General features: G+C 53.5%; 18 protein-coding genes and 1 pseudogene. 14 read left to right on the top strand and 5 right to left on the bottom strand.

What is annotated here, in order from left to right:
• Positions 1–69: 69 nt before the first annotated feature.
• Both EDD73_RS00690 and EDD73_RS14750 read left to right on the top strand, forming a co-directional pair.
• Positions 70–1,317 (top strand): trans-sulfuration enzyme family protein, encoded by a 1,248-nt coding sequence (locus EDD73_RS00690; RefSeq protein WP_131917762.1) that lies wholly within the window; start codon positions 70–72, stop codon positions 1,315–1,317.
• 238 nt (positions 1,318–1,555) lie between these two features.
• Complete coding sequence (locus tag EDD73_RS14750) at positions 1,556–1,711, top strand: hypothetical protein (RefSeq protein ID WP_165876231.1); 156 nt, start codon at positions 1,556–1,558, stop codon at positions 1,709–1,711.
• A gap of 64 nt (positions 1,712–1,775) precedes the next feature.
• Here the strand turns inward: EDD73_RS14750 and EDD73_RS00685 are convergent, their stop codons facing one another.
• The 3 genes from EDD73_RS00685 to EDD73_RS00675 are packed head-to-tail and all read right to left on the bottom strand — an operon-like array spanning position 1,776 to position 4,004.
• Entirely contained in the window at positions 1,776–2,498 is a 723-nt protein-coding gene (locus tag EDD73_RS00685) for a (Fe-S)-binding protein (protein WP_131917761.1), read from the bottom strand.
• Between the two features lies 1 nt (position 2,499).
• A complete protein-coding gene (locus tag EDD73_RS00680) occupies positions 2,500–3,219 on the bottom strand; it encodes a GTP-binding protein (protein WP_243116739.1) in 720 nt (239 codons plus the stop codon).
• A gap of 17 nt (positions 3,220–3,236) precedes the next feature.
• Positions 3,237–4,004, bottom strand: a complete 768-nt coding sequence (locus tag EDD73_RS00675; RefSeq protein ID WP_131917759.1) for an ATP-binding cassette domain-containing protein — start codon at positions 4,002–4,004, stop codon at positions 3,237–3,239.
• Between the two features lie 82 nt (positions 4,005–4,086).
• Between EDD73_RS00675 and EDD73_RS00670 the strand changes: the two genes are divergently transcribed.
• The 10 genes and pseudogenes from EDD73_RS00670 (at position 4,087) to EDD73_RS00625 (ending at position 13,564) form a co-directional block, all read left to right on the top strand.
• Positions 4,087–4,281: a hypothetical protein gene (locus EDD73_RS00670; protein ID WP_131917758.1), complete on the top strand. Its 195-nt coding sequence runs from the start codon at positions 4,087–4,089 to the stop codon at positions 4,279–4,281.
• Positions 4,282–4,381: 100 nt separating this feature from the next.
• Positions 4,382–5,665, top strand: coding sequence for a homocysteine synthase (locus tag EDD73_RS00665; RefSeq protein ID WP_320055165.1), 1,284 nt, complete (start codon positions 4,382–4,384; stop codon positions 5,663–5,665).
• 137 nt (positions 5,666–5,802) lie between these two features.
• Positions 5,803–5,949: pseudogene (locus EDD73_RS00660) on the top strand (uroporphyrinogen decarboxylase family protein); the annotation flags it as partial.
• Positions 5,946–6,986: a uroporphyrinogen decarboxylase family protein gene (locus tag EDD73_RS00655; protein ID WP_131917756.1), complete on the top strand. Its 1,041-nt coding sequence runs from the start codon at positions 5,946–5,948 to the stop codon at positions 6,984–6,986. The pseudogene EDD73_RS00660 and the gene EDD73_RS00655, both read left to right, overlap by 4 nt.
• Positions 6,974–8,668 (top strand): ASKHA domain-containing protein, encoded by a 1,695-nt coding sequence (locus EDD73_RS00650; protein WP_131917755.1) that lies wholly within the window; start codon positions 6,974–6,976, stop codon positions 8,666–8,668. The genes EDD73_RS00655 and EDD73_RS00650 overlap by 13 nt, the downstream gene beginning before the upstream one ends.
• A gap of 23 nt (positions 8,669–8,691) precedes the next feature.
• On the top strand, positions 8,692–9,345 hold the full coding sequence (locus tag EDD73_RS00645) for a DUF1847 domain-containing protein (RefSeq protein WP_131917754.1): 654 nt from the start codon (positions 8,692–8,694) through the stop codon (positions 9,343–9,345).
• 235 nt (positions 9,346–9,580) lie between these two features.
• A complete protein-coding gene (locus tag EDD73_RS00640) occupies positions 9,581–10,801 on the top strand; it encodes an acyltransferase (RefSeq protein WP_131917753.1) in 1,221 nt (406 codons plus the stop codon).
• Positions 10,802–10,905: 104 nt separating this feature from the next.
• On the top strand, positions 10,906–11,301 hold the full coding sequence (locus tag EDD73_RS00635; protein ID WP_243116737.1) for a hypothetical protein: 396 nt from the start codon (positions 10,906–10,908) through the stop codon (positions 11,299–11,301).
• Positions 11,302–11,312: 11 nt separating this feature from the next.
• Positions 11,313–11,984 carry a gluconate 2-dehydrogenase subunit 3 family protein gene (locus EDD73_RS00630; protein WP_165876229.1) on the top strand — a complete coding sequence of 224 codons (672 nt, stop codon included), beginning with the start codon at positions 11,313–11,315 and terminating at the stop codon, positions 11,982–11,984.
• Positions 11,981–13,564: a GMC family oxidoreductase gene (locus tag EDD73_RS00625; RefSeq protein ID WP_131917751.1), complete on the top strand. Its 1,584-nt coding sequence runs from the start codon at positions 11,981–11,983 to the stop codon at positions 13,562–13,564. The genes EDD73_RS00630 and EDD73_RS00625 overlap by 4 nt, the downstream gene beginning before the upstream one ends.
• 122 nt (positions 13,565–13,686) lie before the next feature.
• Here the strand turns inward: EDD73_RS00625 and EDD73_RS00620 are convergent, their stop codons facing one another.
• Positions 13,687–14,334, bottom strand: coding sequence for a corrinoid protein (locus EDD73_RS00620; RefSeq protein ID WP_131917750.1), 648 nt, complete (start codon positions 14,332–14,334; stop codon positions 13,687–13,689).
• A 161-nt stretch (positions 14,335–14,495) separates the two neighbouring features.
• Complete coding sequence (locus tag EDD73_RS00615; RefSeq protein ID WP_243116736.1) at positions 14,496–15,560, bottom strand: uroporphyrinogen decarboxylase family protein; 1,065 nt, start codon at positions 15,558–15,560, stop codon at positions 14,496–14,498.
• A gap of 663 nt (positions 15,561–16,223) precedes the next feature.
• Between EDD73_RS00615 and EDD73_RS00610 the strand changes: the two genes are divergently transcribed.
• Positions 16,224–17,174: a CobW family GTP-binding protein gene (locus EDD73_RS00610; protein WP_131917748.1), complete on the top strand. Its 951-nt coding sequence runs from the start codon at positions 16,224–16,226 to the stop codon at positions 17,172–17,174.
• Positions 17,175–17,326: 152 nt separating this feature from the next.
• On the top strand, positions 17,327–18,310 hold the full coding sequence (locus EDD73_RS00605) for a cation diffusion facilitator family transporter (protein ID WP_165876228.1): 984 nt from the start codon (positions 17,327–17,329) through the stop codon (positions 18,308–18,310).
• Positions 18,311–18,343 lie beyond the last annotated feature (33 nt).

The raw sequence follows: 18,343 nt of genomic DNA, 5'->3' as shown, positions 1-18,343 counted from the left end.
GTAGCTTCTGATCTAAGCATGTTGATTGAATAAGCTGATTAATTCAGCAAGGGTATAGGAGGGGTAATGATGGCTGATCAAGAGCAGCAAAAAGACAAGCTGTCGCAGGAACAGCAGCAAAATGAGCTGTCGCAGGCGCAACCACACCAGGCGAAGGACTCCTTACGCCCGGCGACGCAGGTCATCCATACCGGAACAGAACCGGAGGAACACACCGGCGCGGCCAGTGTACCGATTTTTATGGCCTCCACTTTTCACCAGCGTGATATTGATGCGCCTCAGGACTTTGAATATTCTCGTTCCGGTAACCCCACACGGCAAGCCGTCGAAAAAGCGCTGGCGGCCTTGGAAGGTGGAAGGGCCGGCTTTGCCTTTGCTTCAGGGATGGCGGCCATGACGACAGCTCTGGGCCTTTTTGGCGCCGGTGATCATTTGATTGCGACCCGCGATATCTATGGCGGCACCTATCGCTTGCTGTCACAGGTGTGGCCCCGTTTTGGCGTCGAGACGACTTTTGTCGATGCGACCGATGTCGAGGCGATTGCGGCAGCAGCGCGACCCAACACGCGAGGTCTGATTCTGGAGACGCCGTCCAATCCCACGCTGGCGATTACCGATCTGCGGGCCGCCGCGGACTTGGCGCGCCAACAAGGTTGGATCAGCATCGTCGATAATACCTTTATGACGCCTTGCCTGCAACAGCCGCTGGCCTTAGGTATCGACGTGGTCGTGCACAGTGCCACCAAATTTTTGGGCGGTCACAGCGATCTGATCGCTGGGGCGATCGTCGTGGATGATCCGGCCTTGGCCAAACGCATCGGCTATTTACAAAATGCTTTTGGCGCGGTGTTAAGTCCCCACGACAGTTGGCTGTTGCTGCGCGGGATCAAGACGCTCTATGTACGGATGCAAGCCATGCAAAAAACGGCGCAAAAAGTGGCAACGGCGCTGCAGGCTCATCGGGAAGTGAAGAAGGTATACTATCCGGGACTGATCGATCATCCCGGCTATGGGGTGCACAAGGCACAGTCGCAAGGTGCCGGTGCCGTCCTTTCCTTTGATCTGGGCAGCCGGGAGCGGGTCAAAGCTTTTTTAACGAAAGTGCGATTGGCACTGGTGGCCGTCAGTTTGGGCGGAGTGGAGAGCATTCTTTCCTATCCCACGACCATGTCCCATGCGGCCATGGAGCCGGAAGAGCGAGAAAGTCGCGGCATTGGGCCGGGGTTACTGCGCATCTCCGTGGGGCTCGAAGATGCCGATGATTTGATTGCCGATCTGGAGCAAGCACTGGCGGCGCTATCGGGCGGCCAGGAATAAGCGGGAAGTGGGTTATCGGTGATGATTTCCACCTTTTTTTTCGGTTTCGCGATAAATGCATGGCAGCTATAATGTAGGGCAGGTATAATGCGGGGTAGGCGTAACGCAAGGTAGACATGATATCGTGGAGAAATGCAGGGTTGGTGTAATGATTATAGGCATTATGCAGACTTTATGCGGGGCAGACACAATATAGGATAGCGAATCGGCGTAGAAGCAGAAAGTGGGGCAACGGTTCATGAATGATCAATACGTGGAACTGATGAAGAAGGTTATCGAACAGAAGAAGGGGAAAAGTGCCAGCCAGGGGAATAACAAACGCGGTGAGAGTGTGCTCGGTAGCCCACGTCCGGCCACGAAGAAACATAAAAAAGGCGGCTTGTTTGACAAGTAACCCCGAGCCGGAAAAAAGTGTATGAAAAAGCAAAGAACCCCCGCGCAACCGGGGGTTCTTTCATTTAGGGCAGGCCTGCCAAGATACGGATGTCTTCCAGCCGTATGTGGAGGCCTGCTTTTTTTTCAAGCAGCATGTTCACGAGAGCTGTATGATTGAGGTTCATCATGCAAAAGCCCGGTAAAAAGGTCACGCGACAGCCGATAACCGGTTCTTTTTGCATCGCCGTGACCAGACCTTCAAAGCCAATCATGTGATAGGCCTTAACATCTTTGACCGGTTGATCGCGGGCAAACTGCGGTCCGACGGCCCAGGTGGTCAGCACGCCGGTGATCGGATCGGCATCAATGACACGCAGCACGTGCGGAACAGGACAGCCGGCGCCCATCGGCCGGCCCAGGACATGATCACCAGGACGGATCTCGAATTTCTCCACCAGATCCGCTCGGAAAGGCAGGACGATCTTGCGCGCCGAGATTTCACCGGGCAGTGGGGCAAGGACAAAATGGTAGGGATTGCCTAAGACATCGACGCCTTGATGGTTGGTCGCGTGAGCCGCATCGGCAGCGCAGTGGCAGGTGCTGCACTTGTGCTCGCTGCAGCCACAGCCGGCCGAAGGCGGATGGACGGAAGGGCGATGGGCACTGAGGACTTCGGCAGTATAGAAGGGACAGTCATCGTTGGATTTGCGTCCGCCGGCCAGTGCGCGCAGAAAGCTTTTGCATGACGGCTCGCCGCAAAGGCCGCAGTTTTTACCCGGAGGCAGCCAAGCATGATCACTGTGCATGTTACTCCCCCCGATACAGATAGTCGGCGATCGGACCGTCGAGGCGTTTGACGACGCCAAAATGGTTTTTCCAACCGATTTCTTTTTTGCCGACACAGATCGTGCATGTGCCGATCGGCGGGCTACCTTTAAGCATCAACTGATCGGGAGTAATATCTTCCGAGTTGACGATCAAATTATAGAGGCGATGTAAGGACGTACCTTGCAGGGCGTTGGTTTCCATGACGATGCCGCTGGGATGGATTTCGGAGATTTTTTGAATAAATACTTCCCGTTCCGCTTGACTGACCAAGTCGATCTTAGTCACGACAGCCACATCGGCCAGGCTGACCATGGCGCCCATTTTTTCCGGTGTGTGAATGCCGGAGATGGAACTGAGGACGACAACGCCCAGCCCCTGGTTCAGATAGGGCGAGCAGCGCAAGCAAAGGCCGGCACTTTCCACGATCAACAGATCGGCTTTGTTTTCTTCGGCCCAATCAATGACGTCACCGAGCACCATGACACTGGCATGATCGGGGCAAAGATCGCCCGAGTAGACTTTACGGGTCAGAATGGAGAACTCTTTCTTGAGCTCAATATCTTCGTACGCTTTGACGACGTCGATCTTAAGATAGGCAATGCGCAGTTGGGACTGAAAGTTTTTCACGATCTGTTTGGTCAGAGCCGTTTTCCCGGCCGAGGGAGGACCGGCAATCACGAGCAGTTTCAAATGGGTCACCTACCTTTCGTAACGACTTAGGCCAATTGAACGTGGGTGATCATGTGGCCGGCGCGCAGTTTTTCCCGGATGTCCCCGACGCGCTGATCGAGTTCCAGCAAGTTTTGCGCAGCCCGCAGTTCCAGTTCGTTTTGGGCGATCACTTTTTGTACAGAGCCGTTGCTCATGATGATGCGGTGTTTGGTCAAGAGGGCGATGACGGGATCGTGGGTGACAAAGAGAACGATTTTACCGGTTGACTGGATCAGGCGAACGACTTCTTGCTTGAAGATGCCGGCGTTTTCGATCTCATCGAGCAAGATGATCGGTGCGGCACCGATCAAGATGGCATCAGCGATGAGCAACGAACGGGTTTGACCGCCGGAAAGCACGGTCACTTTGACCTCGGGGTGGATCATTTCACCGGTAAAGGTGTTGGCCAGATCAATGGTCCTGCGCACGATGGACGGATCGCTGATACCGCGGGCACGGGCATGGATGGTAAGAAAATCAACGGTGGACAGATCGGTAAAGCATTTGGTGTTTTGCGTGATCATGGCGATCGGTTTTTTGGTGGGATTGTAGCGCATTTCTTCATCAGGCACCTGTCCGTTAAGCAGCAGATAGCGCCCGGTGGAGGTGTCGCCTTGGGCCAGCAATTCAATGTCGGTGATTAAGGCTGTTTTTCCGCTACCGGTAGGGCCGACGATGGAAATGGTTTCGCCGGCGCGCATGGTGATGGCGTCAAATTTTTCTGCCTGCCCGTTACGATCGCGACCGGGTAAAATCGTAATCTCTTGGATCACTGGCATCGCCTCTTTTCTCAATGCTCATGGTGAGCAAGGGTAGCGGCACCTGGGTAGGTGCGCCGTTCAATGGTGTAAGAATATGTTCAGACCCAAAGAGTTGCAACGGTTGACGGTGGTGGTACATTATGCCACCCAGTGGGCAAGTGTTATTGGCTGCTTAAAAGGGGCCGGGCGCTTGATGGGGACAGGCGGAAAAAATGCAGGTAGCGGCTGGCAAGGGATGGACGGCGGCGGCTTTGGTAAAGCATCAGATAAATTACATAAAGTTGATTGACAAAGGTGGGTAAAGCCGTTATAGTAGCTATGTAATTATAATAATTCCGGGTAAGTTAGTAAGGAATTAAAACGATAGGCCCATATCAAGAGGAGGAACAATCATGACGCAATCACAAGGATTTGCCACAACCAGTTTGCACGGTGGACATAACCCCGATGGAGACACCCTTTCCCGGGCAGTGCCGATTTACCAAACAACGTCTTATGTGTTTAAGAATACTGAGCACGCGGCCAACCTTTTTGCGCTCAAGGAGTTTGGCAACATATATACACGGTTGATGAACCCGACGACGGATGTGCTGGAGCAGCGAGTCAATGCGCTGGAAGGCGGCGTTGGTGCCCTGGCCTTTTCCTCCGGCTCGGCGGCGATTACCTTTTCGATCCTGAACATTGCTGAAGCCGGTGATGAGATCGTTGCATCGAGCAGCCTCTATGGCGGAACATACAATCTGTTTGCCTACACACTGCCCAAGTTCGGCATCCGGGTCAAATTCGTTGATCCTCAAGATCCCGAGAATTTCCGCAAGGCGATTACGGAAAAAACCAAAGCGGTTTTTGCCGAATCCCTCGGCAACCCCAAGCTGGATACGCTGGATTTTGAGCGGGTATCGGCCATTGCTCATGAAGCCGGCATTCCGCTGATCGTTGATAACACCTTGGCGACACCGTATCTGATCCAGCCGCTGAAGCACGGTGCCGATATTGTGGTGCACTCGCTGACTAAGTTCATCGGCGGTCACGGTACATCCCTCGGCGGGATCATCGTTGATGGCGGCAAGTTCAACTGGGGTAACGGTAAGTTCCCCGGCTTTACCGAACCCGATCCGAGTTATCACGGTCTGAAGTATTATGAAGCATTAGGAGCGATTGCCTACATTATCAAAGCGCGTGTGCAACTTCTTCGTGATATCGGTGCTGCCCTCAGTCCTTTTAATGCTTTTCAAATTATTCAAGGTCTTGAAACGTTGCCGCTACGCATGGAGAAGCACAGCAGCAATGCCGCTGCCGTCGCAGGGTACTTGCAAAATCATCCGAAAGTCAATTGGGTCAATTATCCCGGCTTGCCGGAACATCCGTCCTATGAAACCGCGAAGAAATATCATCAGGGCGGACGTTACGGCGCGATTCTCGGTTTTGGGATCGCCGGCGGCAAGGAAGCGGGCGCGCGCTTCATCAACAGCTTGAAACTCTTCTCGCACCTGGCCAACGTGGGCGATGCCAAGTCCTTGGCGATCCATCCGGCCACGACGACGCACTCGCAGCTTACGCCGGAAGAGCAAGTGGCTGCCGGGGTGACGGAAGATTTCATCCGTCTCTCCATCGGTTTGGAAACGGTGGAAGACATCATTGCCGACATCGAACAAGCGTTGGCGCAAGCGTAAATACTACGCTGAAAGTCATCAATGAGTAAAGAATATTTCGCTGATCAGAAAAACTGAAGGCGAAGCGATCGGCTTTACATGAGTAAGGCAGATCGCTTCGCTTTTTTTGATGTCTTGAATTCCGAAGTCACTACGATAGTCCTCGTGGTTATATCGTTGCATCGGGTTGCAGCTTGCCGACGGAAACGCCCCTGACCAATATCGAGGCGATGATGGCGACAGTTCGCTCCCTCGGTGATCCAAGTCAAATCCAATCTAAAATAGAAAGCGGTGGCCTTAAATGAGTTCACTCAGTCCTCAAGAACGATTACAACGGGTATTACAGAAAAAAACGACCGATCGCCCGCCCGTGATTTGCCCTGGCGGGATGATGAACGCAGCCATTGTGGACGTGATGAATCAAACCGGTCACACCTTGCCCGAAGGACATCATGACGCGCAAAAAATGGCCCAAATCGCCCTGGATATTCATGACTATACGGGGTTTGAAAATCTGGGGATTCCCTTTTGCATGACCGTGGAAGCGGAAGTGTTGGGGGCTGATGTTGATTACGGTACGCTGGCTTGTGAACCGAAAATTGCCCGGGAATTGTTTGCTTCGGCCGATCAGGTTCAGTTTCGCGATGGAGCGTACCGCATGGGTACGGGACGCACGGCCACAGTGATCCAGGCCGCTTATCATTTGCACCGTGCCCGTCCCGATGTGCCCATTGTCGGTAACTTGACGGGACCGATCAGTACGGCTGCTTCGATCATCGATCCGATGAACTTCTTTAAGGAACTGCGCAAGAACAAAGCACAAGTGCATCGCGTACTCGATTATGTGAGCCGCCATCTTGTGGAATTTGCCCAAGAGTTGATCGACAACGGCGCGACGGTGATCTCCATCGGCGATCCGACGGCAACGGGGGAGATTTTAGGCCCCAAGTGTTTTGAAGAGTTTGCGGTGCCTTATTTGAACCAGGTGATCGATGGCATTCACGCCGTCGGCGCACCGGTGATTGTACATATCTGCGGCGATATGAAAGCGGTCCGCCACTTGATCCCGGCGATTCGCTCGGATGCGATCAGCACCGATGCGATGGTCAGTCTCAGGCGGCTCAAGGAAGATTTTCCGGCGTTGACGACGATGGGTAATTTGAGCACCTATTTGCTGGAGTTTGGTTCGGCTGATCAAGTGGCAAGGCAGGCGGAACAACTGGTCAGGGATCAGGTCGATATCATTGCCCCGGCTTGCGGCTTGAGTACATCCACGTCGATCGCGAAGATCCAGGCGTTGACCGAGACGGTGCGAGGAGGTGCCCGAGGATGGCTCGCGTAACCTTTCTGCCCGGTGGGACATCGATTGACGTTGCCGCGGGAACAACGATCTTGGCGGCGGCCCGGCAAGCTGGTGTATTGATCGAATCCCCTTGCAATTGTGCCGGTACCTGCGGCAAGTGCCGTGTACAGGTGGACCCGGCTTGGCACCATCGCATTCGGCAAGCGGCTCACCATGATGTCACCGTTGACGATCAAGCGAAGGGCACGGTTTTGGCCTGCGTGACTGAAGTGCTCGACGATATTGAAGTTTTCTTGCCGTCATCAGCACGACAGCCCGCAGCGATGCAGATCATCGGTCAGGGAAAAGCACTGGATGTGATCGCTGATGCGGCCATCCGTAAGCGCTATGATCCGCTGTTGCAACGAACGGACGTATTGGCCCTCAACAGGCAAACCGGGGAAGAGGAATGCCTGGGGAGTGAAACGGGTAATACCGTTGCCGATTTGTGGGGAGTCGTTGTGGATATCGGGACAACGACGCTGGTCGTTTCCCTGGTTTCCTTACATACCGGTCAGGAAACGGCGAAATCATCAGCGCTGAATCCACAGAGTTTGCATGCCCAGGATGTGCTCTCGCGCATTAAGCTGGCCGGCGAGCCCCAAGGCTTGGAGCGGCTCTATGCGGGATTGATCGGGGAACTGCATGATTTAATCGGCCAGGTCTGCCGGCAAAGCGGCGTTGATCGCCGGCAGATCTATGAAGTTGTCTTTTCGGGCAACACCTGTATGCTGCACCTGGCCACCGGGCAGGATCCCACCTCGCTGGGGCGTTATCCCTATGATCCCTTGGAACGCGGCGGCAGAGTGATCGAAGCGCAAGCCCATGGGTTGGCAATCGCGCCGTGGGGGCGGATCTATCTCCCGCCGATCATCTCGGCCTATGTAGGAGCTGATATCACCGCCGGTGTCGTTGCGGCGGAACTGGCGTCCCGGGTCGGGACAACGCTGTTTGTCGACATCGGTACGAACGGCGAGATGATCTTGGCCCGCGATGGCCGGTTGTTGGCCACATCGACGGCAGCCGGTCCTGCTTTTGAGGGCATGAACATCGCTTGCGGCATGCGCGCTGCAGCCGGTGCCGTCGAACGGTTTACGGTTGAAGACGATGGAACCCTATCGGTCGAGACGATCGGGCAAGCGCCTGCCGTCGGCATCTGTGGCAGCGGCTTGATCGATCTGGTAGGGGAACTTGTCCGCCACGGAGTACTTCAGCCCACCGGCCGCTGGGCCGATCCAGGGCGAACCCAGTTGCTGCCGGCGTTGGCCGAACGGCTACAGCCGCGTGAAGGCAAAACCGTCTTTTATGTGGACGGCGATGTCTATCTGACGCAAAAAGATGTGCGCCAAGTTCAACTGGCCAAGGGGGCAGTTCGTGCCGGTATTGAAATGATGTTAAAACGGGAGGGGCTGACACTGGCGGATGTGGATCAGGTGCTGATTGCCGGCTCCTTCGGCTACCATTTGCGCGCACGGAGTTTGATCGATATCGGTCTGTTGCCGGCGGACTTTGCCGGGAAGATCGAGTTTGTCGGCAATACGGCACTGACCGGCGGGCAGGCATTGCTGGTTCATGAACCGTTGCGGACGACGGCTCAGGCTTGGGTCGATACGGTGGATGTCGTGGAACTGGCCCATGACCCCGGTTTTGATCGGGTCTTTGTGGAGAGTTTGAATTTTTAAGTGCAGGAGTGACAGGTACACCAATGAGTGAGAAAAAAACATTGAGCTGTTCCGATTGCGGCGTCTTGAATTGTGCCCGTCCGGCCGAAGGAACGTTCCCTGCTTTTTGCCTGACGACGGCGATCACAGCAACGGAACGTGAAGAACTAAAGACGCTTTACCAGGAAGATCCGGCGATTGCCCGGCTCACCAAAGCGGCTGCAGAGGTGGAAGGTACCTATTACGGCAGGCTGACCCGTGTCGAGGAGATTGTCGCTTTTGCCAAGCGCATCGGAGCCAAAAAGATTGGACTGGCTACGTGCATCGGTTTAAGTCAAGAAGCGAAGGTGTTCGCGCGCATTCTAGCGATCAACGGCCTGGAGAATTACAGCGTCCTTTGCAAGGTCGGCGCGATCGATAAGACGGAGATCGGTATTCCCGAGTCGATGAAAGTCAACCAGGGATGCCATGAGTCCCTATGCAATCCGGTGATGCAAGCACGCCTGCTAAACCGTGAAAAAACCGATCTCAACGTGATCATCGGCCTTTGTGTAGGTCATGACTCCATGTTTATCAAGTATTCAGAGGCGCCAGTGACCACATTGATCGTTAAGGATCGCGTGCTCGGCCATAACCCGGCAGCAGCGCTGTATAATACGGGATTTTACTATAAACGGCTGCTGGAGCCGTTGAAATAACGCCGATGAAGAGTCACCTTGTATTTCTTGAGAAGATGGAACGGTAGGGTTAAGAAAAGGTGGTTTGATCAAAGGGATACTTTTTTCTGCTTGTCCATGGTATAGTACGCTAAGCAGGCCAGTGAGGGTTGGCGATGGGGAGATGGTTGCTTGCGCCGTGAATGGCCATATCTAACCATTTGCCCCGGTACGTAACTGCCTCGCTGGTTTTTTTTAGTGTAAAGGCGGTGGACCTGTGGCCAAAGGGGCGATTCCGGAGATCGATGATCTGCGGGGGTTGGCGTTTTTGGGAGTGGTGCTGCAACACACGCTCGGGATTTTCCTGCGCCGGCCTGATGTACATATTGGTGATGTGATCACCTTGGCGATTGTCTTTAATCTGGTGAAGTTTGCCGTACCGATGTTTGTGTTTATTACAGGTATCGTTCTTTTCTATAACTACGGGGAACGATTGAAGTATGGGCAGTTTTTAGGTAAGCGCTTTCGCGAGATCATGGTGCCCTATTTTTTTTGGACCTTGATCTATGTGGCCGATGCGATCTGGATCAGCGGCGATCCGGCGATTGGTGCTGGCGCGGTTGAGCGATTGCGGTATTTTTTGAAAGCGTTGCTGACGGGGACCGGCTGCTATCACCTGTGGTTTGTGGTGATGATTTTTCAGTTTTATTTGTTTTTTCCCTTGTTCCGCCAGGGCTGGCTGGCGATCGGGCCGCGGCTGACAACGAGTAGGCAGGGGCTTGCCTGGATTCTGGGTTTGGCTGTGGGCTATCTGCTGTTGATGTGGTTGTCCGTTGATATGATTCCCTTATGGAGTGAACGCTGGGCCGGTTGGCGGGCTTGGCAGTTGTTTGCCGATTATCGTGATCGCAATTTGCTTTTCTGGTTTTTCTACTTTATCCTCGGCGGAATCGTGGGGATGTACATTGATCAATGGCGGGCCTGGGCAGAGCGGTATGCCTTTGGGAACTTGGGGATCGGGTTGGTCTTGTTCCTGATCGTGACTTACCCGCTGGTGGGCAGTCTGTCCTTTGGTGCCAATGGTCCCGGTGTTCCGGCGGTGGATATCAATGTTTCCACAACGCTGAAGCCCACCATGGCGCTGTACTCGGTGAGCATGCTGATCTTGCTCTATGCCGCTTCCCGGGCGTGGCAGACGCAGGTGCGCTGGTCTGGCGCTTTAAAAGCGTTGGGCCGTCATTCCTACGGTGCGTATTTAATGCATGCGCTGGCGCTTGATTATGTGGCCCGGGTGGTGATTCGGTTTTTGCCGGTGCTGAACCCGGTGCTGAAGATGTTCGTGGCTTTTGGCTTTTGTACGGCCGTAGCCTATGGGGGATCGTTACTGCTTTCGCGCTTGCCCGGAGGTCATTGGCTGGTGGGAACCGGGGGGCGACGCCGGATGATGCCGCCGGTGGCAGTTGGTGAACCGGTTGATTCACTTTCGATAAAATCATGAAATCAGGATAGAAAGACCTTCTTCTTGCTCACAATAAGCAAGGAGAAGGTCTTTTTTATTGCAACGTTGCGTGAAGGGTAAGGAATTTTGGGGGAGGTGATATCTTGATCGATCGCTGGGTAGGTTGGCCCTGGGAGCGAACGCTGGTGCTTTTTACGTCGCTGGCTTTTGCGCTGCTGGCGGTGCAGGTGACGCTGTTTCATTACCGGCAAAATTTTCGGCACTGGGCCATGTGGGGACCGGTAATCGGGTTGCCGATTGCGGCGCTGTTGGGTTTTTTGCTGGTGGCTAAGGAAACGGTGACAATGCGCTTGTTGTTTATCCTTGCGTTATGGTTGGAACTGGGCAGTTCGTTGCTGGGGATTTATTTTCATGGCCGCGGCGTGGGCCAGCGCGTGGGCGGCTGGGGCCTTCATAATATCATGATTGGGCCGCCGCTGATCTTGCCGATGATGTTGTCGGCCTTGTCGGTTCTGGGGCTGTTGGCCATGTACTGGTAAGGGGGATGATCATGAACAGCATGTATCCCGGTTATGATGTGATGGCCGAGCAAGCGCACTGGGATGAACGTACACGACGGATCGTGGCTGATCGCTTGGTGAAGCCGTCAGAGCCGCGCTTTTTTACGTCTACGGAATTCACTTGTATTCAGGTATTGATCGGCGCGCTTGTCGGTGATGCCGACGAAGGGCGGTTGCTCCGGGTGGCTGGTCAATTGGACGAGCATCTGGCTAAGCGAAGAGGGCAGGGGTATCACCCGACCCATTTGCCCGATGAAGAAGTGCTTTGGCGTTACGGGCTCGGTGAATTGGAACGCACGGCCGTGGCCGAGTACGGGCGGAGTTTTGTCGCCTTGACGCCACTGGAGCGGGATAACTTGCTGCTGCAAGTGCAGCAAGGCACGGTGACCTGGGCTACGGTGCCGGCGAAGGACTTTTTTCAGCATGCCTTGTTGAGCGCTGTTGATTTTTTCTTTTCGCAACCCGATATCTGGTCGGAAATCGGTTTTGGCGGCCCGGCCTACCCGCGCGGTTATTACCGGTTGGAAAGTGGGCTTAAAGATCCCTGGGAGCCGGTACTGAATACAGAGCAAATGCAAAAACGGCGCGGTGCAGGGCTGGGGCCTTCATCGATGCCCGATGATCCGGTGCATGGTGTGGCGGTAGGGGAGGCGGGGGAATGAGTGCAACGCATGGAGCACCGTGGCCTTGGCTGGATGAAACGGTTGATGTGGTGGTCGTCGGTGCCGGCGCGACGGGTGGGCTGGTCGCCCGGGAACTGGGGCGAGCCGGCTGCAAGGTGGTTTTGCTAGAAGCAGGACCGCACTGGCAGGTGGAGCGGGACTTTGTCAGCGATGAACTGCATATGCGCAAGACGGCCTGGCGGGCCAAGCGGCTGACGGCCGGCGCCGATCCGCCGGAACTGGGCCATAACATCGCCGGAACCGGTGTGGGTGGCGGTACGATTCACTTTACGGCCGTGACGCCACGGTTTTTTTCTTCCGATTTTCACATCCGCACCGCCGATGGGGTTGGGGAAGACTGGCCGATCGCCTATGATGATCTGGTGCCTTATTATGAGCGGTTGGAAAAAGAAATCCCTGTTTCGGGGCCGAAGGAGTATCCCTGGGGCGGCTTCAAAGGTTCCTATCCGTACCCGGAGCGGGAACCGATCGCTGTGACGCACCAGTTGTTTCGGGAAGGCTGCGAGCGCTTGGGGATCCGGAGTACGGTGGCACCGCTGGCGATTCTTTCAGCGCCCTATGAAGGACGACCGCCTTGCATCAATCGCGGTTTTTGTGCGCAGGGATGCTTGCCGAACTCGAAGTTTTCCACCTTGATTCATCACATTTCCCAGGCGGTGGAAGCCAGGGTGGAATTGCGCCCAGGTTGTATGGTCAATTCGATTCTCGTGGATGATGATGAACGTGTAGAAGGGGTTACCTTCTTATATGATGGGACCGAATACCGGCAGCGGGCGGCTATTGTTGTTCTTTGCGCTTCGGCGATCGAAACGCCCCGGCTGTTGCTGATGTCGATGGATGCAGGGCATCCCCAGGGGCTGGCCAATCGCAGCGGCATGGTCGGTAAGTGTTTTATGCTCCATTCGGGCCATGAGGTGATTGCGCGCTTCCCGGTCGAAGTGTTGCCTTATAAAGGTACGCCGATCATGGCGACGACCCAGGAATTTTATGAAACGCCCAAGGATGGTTCGCGCAAGCGGGGCTTTACGCTGCATTCCCATGGATCACGGCCACTCGGTTTTTTGCGCCCGGTGGTAAAAGCCAGCGGTGCCTGGGGAGCGAATCTGCGGGAAATCGCCCGGGATTATAACTTTTTCGCACGGATCACCATGGTCGGCGAGGTGCTTCCACAGGTGAACAACAGCGTGACGCTGACCGGGGAGATCGATGCATCGGGACTGCCGGTACCGCTGATCACCTTTTCCTACGGTGATAATGATCATAAAGTGATTGAAGCCGGCGTGGCGATGGCCAAACGCATCTTGGAAGCGGCCGGCGGGCGAGTGGAATTTGTGGCGCCCGATACGTCGCACATGCTGGGCGGCTGCCGGATGGGCAAGGACCCGGCGACGTCAGTGACCGATGCTTGGGGGCGGACGCATGATCATCCCAATTTATTTATTGCCGATACGTCACTGTTTGTAACGTCGGGAGCGTCTAATCCGACGCTGACGGCGATGGCGCTGGCCTGGCGGACGGTGGATCATTTGATTGATCAGATGCGTTCGTCCGGTAGTTGAGGGGAAAGGGCGATTGGCCAGACGTACTTGTGGGCAAAGAAAGACGCCCTCGGCTCCTGACTGGATGTCCGAGGGCGTTGGCTTTTTAATATACCGACTAAATGAGCCGCCGTTCTACCAACTTAGCTGACCAGTTTTCGTGCTTTTCTCACGGCGTCGGCTGCATTGACGGCGTAACTGTCAGCACCGATTTTATCGGCAAAGGCCTGTGAGATCGGTCCGCCACCGATCATCACCTTGAACTGGCTGCGAATATTTTTTTGTTCCAAGATGCGAATGACTTCGTGCATGCCATCCATGGTGGTTGTCATCAAGGTCGCCAGTCCGATGATCTGGGCACCTACTTCAGTAGCTTTGTCGACAAACTGCTGCGGTGGAATATCCCGACCCAAGTCGATGACTTCAAAACCAGAGGTCTCGAGCATAATTTTGACGAGGTTTTTGCCAATATCATGGGTATCGCCTTCAACAACACCGATGACGACTTTGGTTTTTTCTCCCTGCTCGGTCGCCTTCAGATGGGGTTTCAGCACTTCCACACCGGCATACATGGCGTCGGAACTCATCAACACTTCGGGAATGAAGTATTCTTCTTGGTCAAAAAGCTCGCCGACTCGATCCATGCCATGGGCGAGGCCGTTTTCAATCGCTTCATATGCGTCGATGCCTTCCTCGATCACGCGATGGCTGGTCGCTACCGTCTTATCCTCATCCATATCCACAACGGCATCGGAAAGCTCTTGGAATAATTTATCTTTCAGTTCTGACATTAGGACAGTCACTTCCTTTTTATTACTTTGCAATTAATCCGGTAAGCTTGATCGCACGCTGAGCACTTCGGGTAAAATAGACAACATGCTGCTATGTAGCACCCCAAAGGATGAAAGCAACAGCGAGGGGATTTTCAGGGTAGAGAAATCACCTGAACGGTTTAGCTGTAACGGCCGTATGTTTTGGAGGCGTTTACCATAGCGATGGCGCTTAATAAATTACCGTTTGGGGGGAATTCGCAGCCGGTGGCCAAGATAAACCCGCCGTCGCAATCTTTAAACGTTTCGATCTGCTTGCGGCAATCTTCCATGATTTCTTCCGGGCTCATCATGATCCCCGTATCGGATGGAACGGAGTAGCCGATGGTGACGATTTTCTTCCCCCATTTCCGGGCATGTTCATCCCAGTCAGCGCAGTCATCGGAGGGGTAGGCATGGGAGATGGCTGTGGGATTGCACCATTTTTCCTGGACGTCAAAATAGATTTTATTGCCGCAGTTATGGAGCAATACGGTTACCCCGGCTGCGCGAATCGCATCGGCAATGCGCTTGGCAAAGGGACCTTCGAATTTTTCCCACATGCGCTTACTCATAATGCTCCCTGACGCGTAGAGGGTATCAATACATATCGCATGGGCACCTGCTTCGATCTGGGCTTTCGCATATTCAATCAGCACTTCAGTAAGCACTTCTACGGCATGAAGAATCGCCTCAGGGTGGCGAATGCAGTCGACAAACATCCGCTCATGACCGCGCAGTTGGGAAAGCACACCTAAAGGGCCATAGACGAAGCCGATGACGGCGGTGTCTTTGCCGCGAGCCTTCGACAGTCCGGCGCACATGTCGATAACCATGCTCATCCGTGTGGTTTCCCGGGGATTGATGGGCGTAAGTTTGTAATAGTCCTCGACCGTTTTGATCAATGGATTGCTTGTTTCGGTGTAGGCGGTGCTGTTCTTGGGAAAAACAACTTCCTGTCCAAAGTCGTAGGCCTCGACCGATAAATCGACCAGGGTCAAGAAGGAATCAAATCCGATGATCTCATGGGCGGCCAGGAGGCTTCTGGTTGCCAAGTCGGCGTCCATGGACCATTTGTCATAGCTTGTTCCTAAGACCCGGTGGGAGGCACCACAAACCAAGGGGGCAACAGGTACGCGATCGGGTTTTTTATACTGGAGTGCGGTGGCGATTCGTTCTAACGAGGTCAGTTCGTCGCGTCTTACCAAAGTGTTCAACTTCCTTTTTTACTCTTTTTTCGACAGAGTGCGGTTTGCTTCAGTAAGTTTTGATCAGGATTATGGGATTGTTTCCAGAGTGCCTGGCGATACCTGCCTTTATTGGGTTAGGCAATCACGCTGCTCAATCACCCCTTTTGAAAAAAAAAGGAGGCTGAGTAACCCTATCGCGCAGTGGATAGGTGTCGCTCAGCCTCCGGTTTTCCGGTTGGCTCCGTATTTAAATACTAGTAAACCGATTCGTATTTATTATGTTAGTCGGCGATGAGAATCGTGTCAAGATAAATTTATTCTTTGGACAAAGAATTTGACCACCCTTGTGATGAGATGATAAAATACATATATTCATACCTGAATAGTCAATTATATGCGGATGGCGATGTCCGGAAGCGAAACCAACCAACCACTGAACTGAATGCTAATCATGTGTTCATAGCTGACCAGAGAACTGGAGGCTTGGCGATCATGCCAGGCCTTTTTGTTTTAAATTCTGATTTGATGGCTTGAATGGAAGGAGGATATTGGTGACGATAAAAATCATTGCTTGCGAGATCATGAAGGAAGAATTATTGTCCGGACAGTTGTACGATTACTGACTGGGATTTGGCTGATGATCACCGTAACGAATAACAATGATGAAAAAAGGTGAGTGCAATGAGCATAAAAGTTGATATTATTTCCGGTTTCTTAGGAGCAGGCAAAACCACATTGCTTTCCAAATTGCTAAAAGAAAGCCTTACCGGTGAAAAGGTGGTCATCATCGAAAACGAGTTTGGCGAAATTGGCATCGATGGCCATGTTCTTCGCGAACAAAAGATCGAAGTCCTGGAGATCAACTCCGGTTGCATCTGCTGCAGCTTGGTCGGTGACTTTATCCGAGGAATTGATGAGATTGTCACTGCTTATAAGCCGGAGCGGATCATCATCGAACCAACAGGCTTGGCGAGGTTAACCGATGTCATCAAAGCCTGCCAAAAGGCTGCCGGGAAAAATGACCTCACCCTAAATGCCTTGATTACGGTTGTGGATGTCGTTCATCATCAAGCGTATATCGAAGATTTTGGCGAGTTTTATCACGATCAGATTGCCCATGCAAAAACAATCCTGTTGAGTAAAACACAAGAAGTCGATGATCCGGTAATCGATAGCGTTGTTGCTTCTGTATCGGAAATAAATCGTTACGCCAATTTGATTACGGCTGATTGGGCGGTATTGACTGGCGATGAGATTTTGGCCATCGCCGAACTCAGTCCAGAGTTGGATGGGGCAGTTCCGAAAGCGTTTCATGATCACAGCCATTGTGACGATCATGAGGCAGCGGGCCAAAAAATCATTGACATCTGGGGCGCAGAGACGGAACGCTCCTTCAGTGCAGCAGAAATAAAAGCAAACCTGAATGTCTTGCCGCATAACGATATCTTTGGCACTATCCTGCGTGGCAAAGGATTAATCCGAGCTGGGCAAGACGGGTGGCTACAGTTTGATTATGTTCGGGGTTTCTATCGGATCAAGGAAGCAGGAACTCATCAGAAAAGTCGACTGTGCTTCATCGGGTACAATGTAAATAAAAAAGCGCTTAATGAACTTTTTGGCACTATCTGCTAAAAATTCAGAAACAACAGTTTATCGCAGGCCGATGCGCTGGTCATCGGGTGTCGGCCTGCGATTAGTGATGTTTATCTATCCCGTGGGTTGCATACACTAGAAATGGCCCTTACCCATTGTGGATACCTACGGCTGGGTTTGGAGGAATGGATGTGCTAATTCATGGGGATGCTCCGTGGTACCAACGGGGTAACCAGTCGGCGAAGTCCGCTTTTTTGGGTAACGTGATGCTATCGATGGTAAAATACGGGGCTGCGGTCATGAGTGGTTCCGGGGCGATGTTCGCGGAAGCGATCCACACAGTGGCCGATGCCGCCAACCAGGGGCTGGTTTGGTTTGGCAGCATCTTTGCCGAACATGAGCCAACGGATAAGTATCCCCATGGTTTTGGGCGCTTGGTCAACTTGTTATGCCTGTTGGCGGCCGCTTTTATTGTGTTCATGAGCACCAAAACGGTACTCCATGGCTATGAACTGCTGATGCATCCGGAAGCGGAGGGAAATTTCCTGATCGCCATCGCTGCGCTGCTGTTGTCGATTGGCGTTGACGGCAAGGTTTGGCTGGGGGCGATGCGAGAGGTCGCCGAAGAAAGCGGTTCCGGTCATGTTGGTCTGGTGCAACTCCCCTTTGTGGCCCTGGCGAATTTACACCTGGCCAGTCCCCCGACAAAGCTGGTGTTCTGGGAGGATTTTATCGCTGTCGGTGGGGCATTGCTAGCACTGGTGGCCGTCGTGATCGGACACTTTAGCCACATCGCCTGGATTGACCCGGTGGTGACGATGATCATCGGGGCGGTTCTGGTGCTGATCGCGCTCAAGATCGGTTGGGAAAACGCCTTGGCGCTCATCGGGGTAGCAGCCCCGGAGAGCTTGCGGGACAAAGTGGCTAAAGTGATCATCTCCAATGCCAATGTTGCAGACATTCGCAATCTTTATTTGCTGGCCGAAGGTGACAAAACGGTCGTTGCCTGTGAAATGGAGTGGAAGTCGACACTTCCTTTTCGTAAAGTTGATGCCGCCAAAGAAGCGCTGCGTGCGGAAATCATGGCCATTGACTCCGATATCATCAAGATCATCCTTGACGGTGTCGAAGACGACAAGATTCCCCACTGGAAGGGTACGAGTGACGGCGAATGACCACGGAGTATGGATAGTATTGAGCCGGGAGGA

It is taken from the genome of Heliophilum fasciatum, from assembly GCF_004341395.1.
GTDB classification, from domain to species: domain Bacteria; phylum Bacillota; class Desulfitobacteriia; order Heliobacteriales; family Heliobacteriaceae; genus Heliophilum; species Heliophilum fasciatum.
Note: the sequence above shows the minus strand (reverse complement) of the source record. Positions and strands in the feature narration are given on the sequence as shown.

Coding starts and splice junctions, on each gene's coding strand:
- EDD73_RS00610 (WP_131917748.1), top strand. CDS start 16,224: ATGAGCATAAAAGTTGATATTATTTCCGGTTTCTTAGGAGCAGGCAAA.
- EDD73_RS00690 (WP_131917762.1), top strand. CDS start 70: ATGGCTGATCAAGAGCAGCAAAAAGACAAGCTGTCGCAGGAACAGCAG.
- EDD73_RS00630 (WP_165876229.1), top strand. CDS start 11,313: ATGAACAGCATGTATCCCGGTTATGATGTGATGGCCGAGCAAGCGCAC.
- EDD73_RS00625 (WP_131917751.1), top strand. CDS start 11,981: ATGAGTGCAACGCATGGAGCACCGTGGCCTTGGCTGGATGAAACGGTT.
- EDD73_RS00620 (WP_131917750.1), bottom strand. CDS start 14,334: ATGTCAGAACTGAAAGATAAATTATTCCAAGAGCTTTCCGATGCCGTT.
- EDD73_RS00670 (WP_131917758.1), top strand. CDS start 4,087: ATGTTCAGACCCAAAGAGTTGCAACGGTTGACGGTGGTGGTACATTAT.
- EDD73_RS00655 (WP_131917756.1), top strand. CDS start 5,946: ATGAGTTCACTCAGTCCTCAAGAACGATTACAACGGGTATTACAGAAA.
- EDD73_RS00685 (WP_131917761.1), bottom strand. CDS start 2,498: ATGCACAGTGATCATGCTTGGCTGCCTCCGGGTAAAAACTGCGGCCTT.
- EDD73_RS14750 (WP_165876231.1), top strand. CDS start 1,556: ATGAATGATCAATACGTGGAACTGATGAAGAAGGTTATCGAACAGAAG.
- EDD73_RS00650 (WP_131917755.1), top strand. CDS start 6,974: ATGGCTCGCGTAACCTTTCTGCCCGGTGGGACATCGATTGACGTTGCC.
- EDD73_RS00645 (WP_131917754.1), top strand. CDS start 8,692: ATGAGTGAGAAAAAAACATTGAGCTGTTCCGATTGCGGCGTCTTGAAT.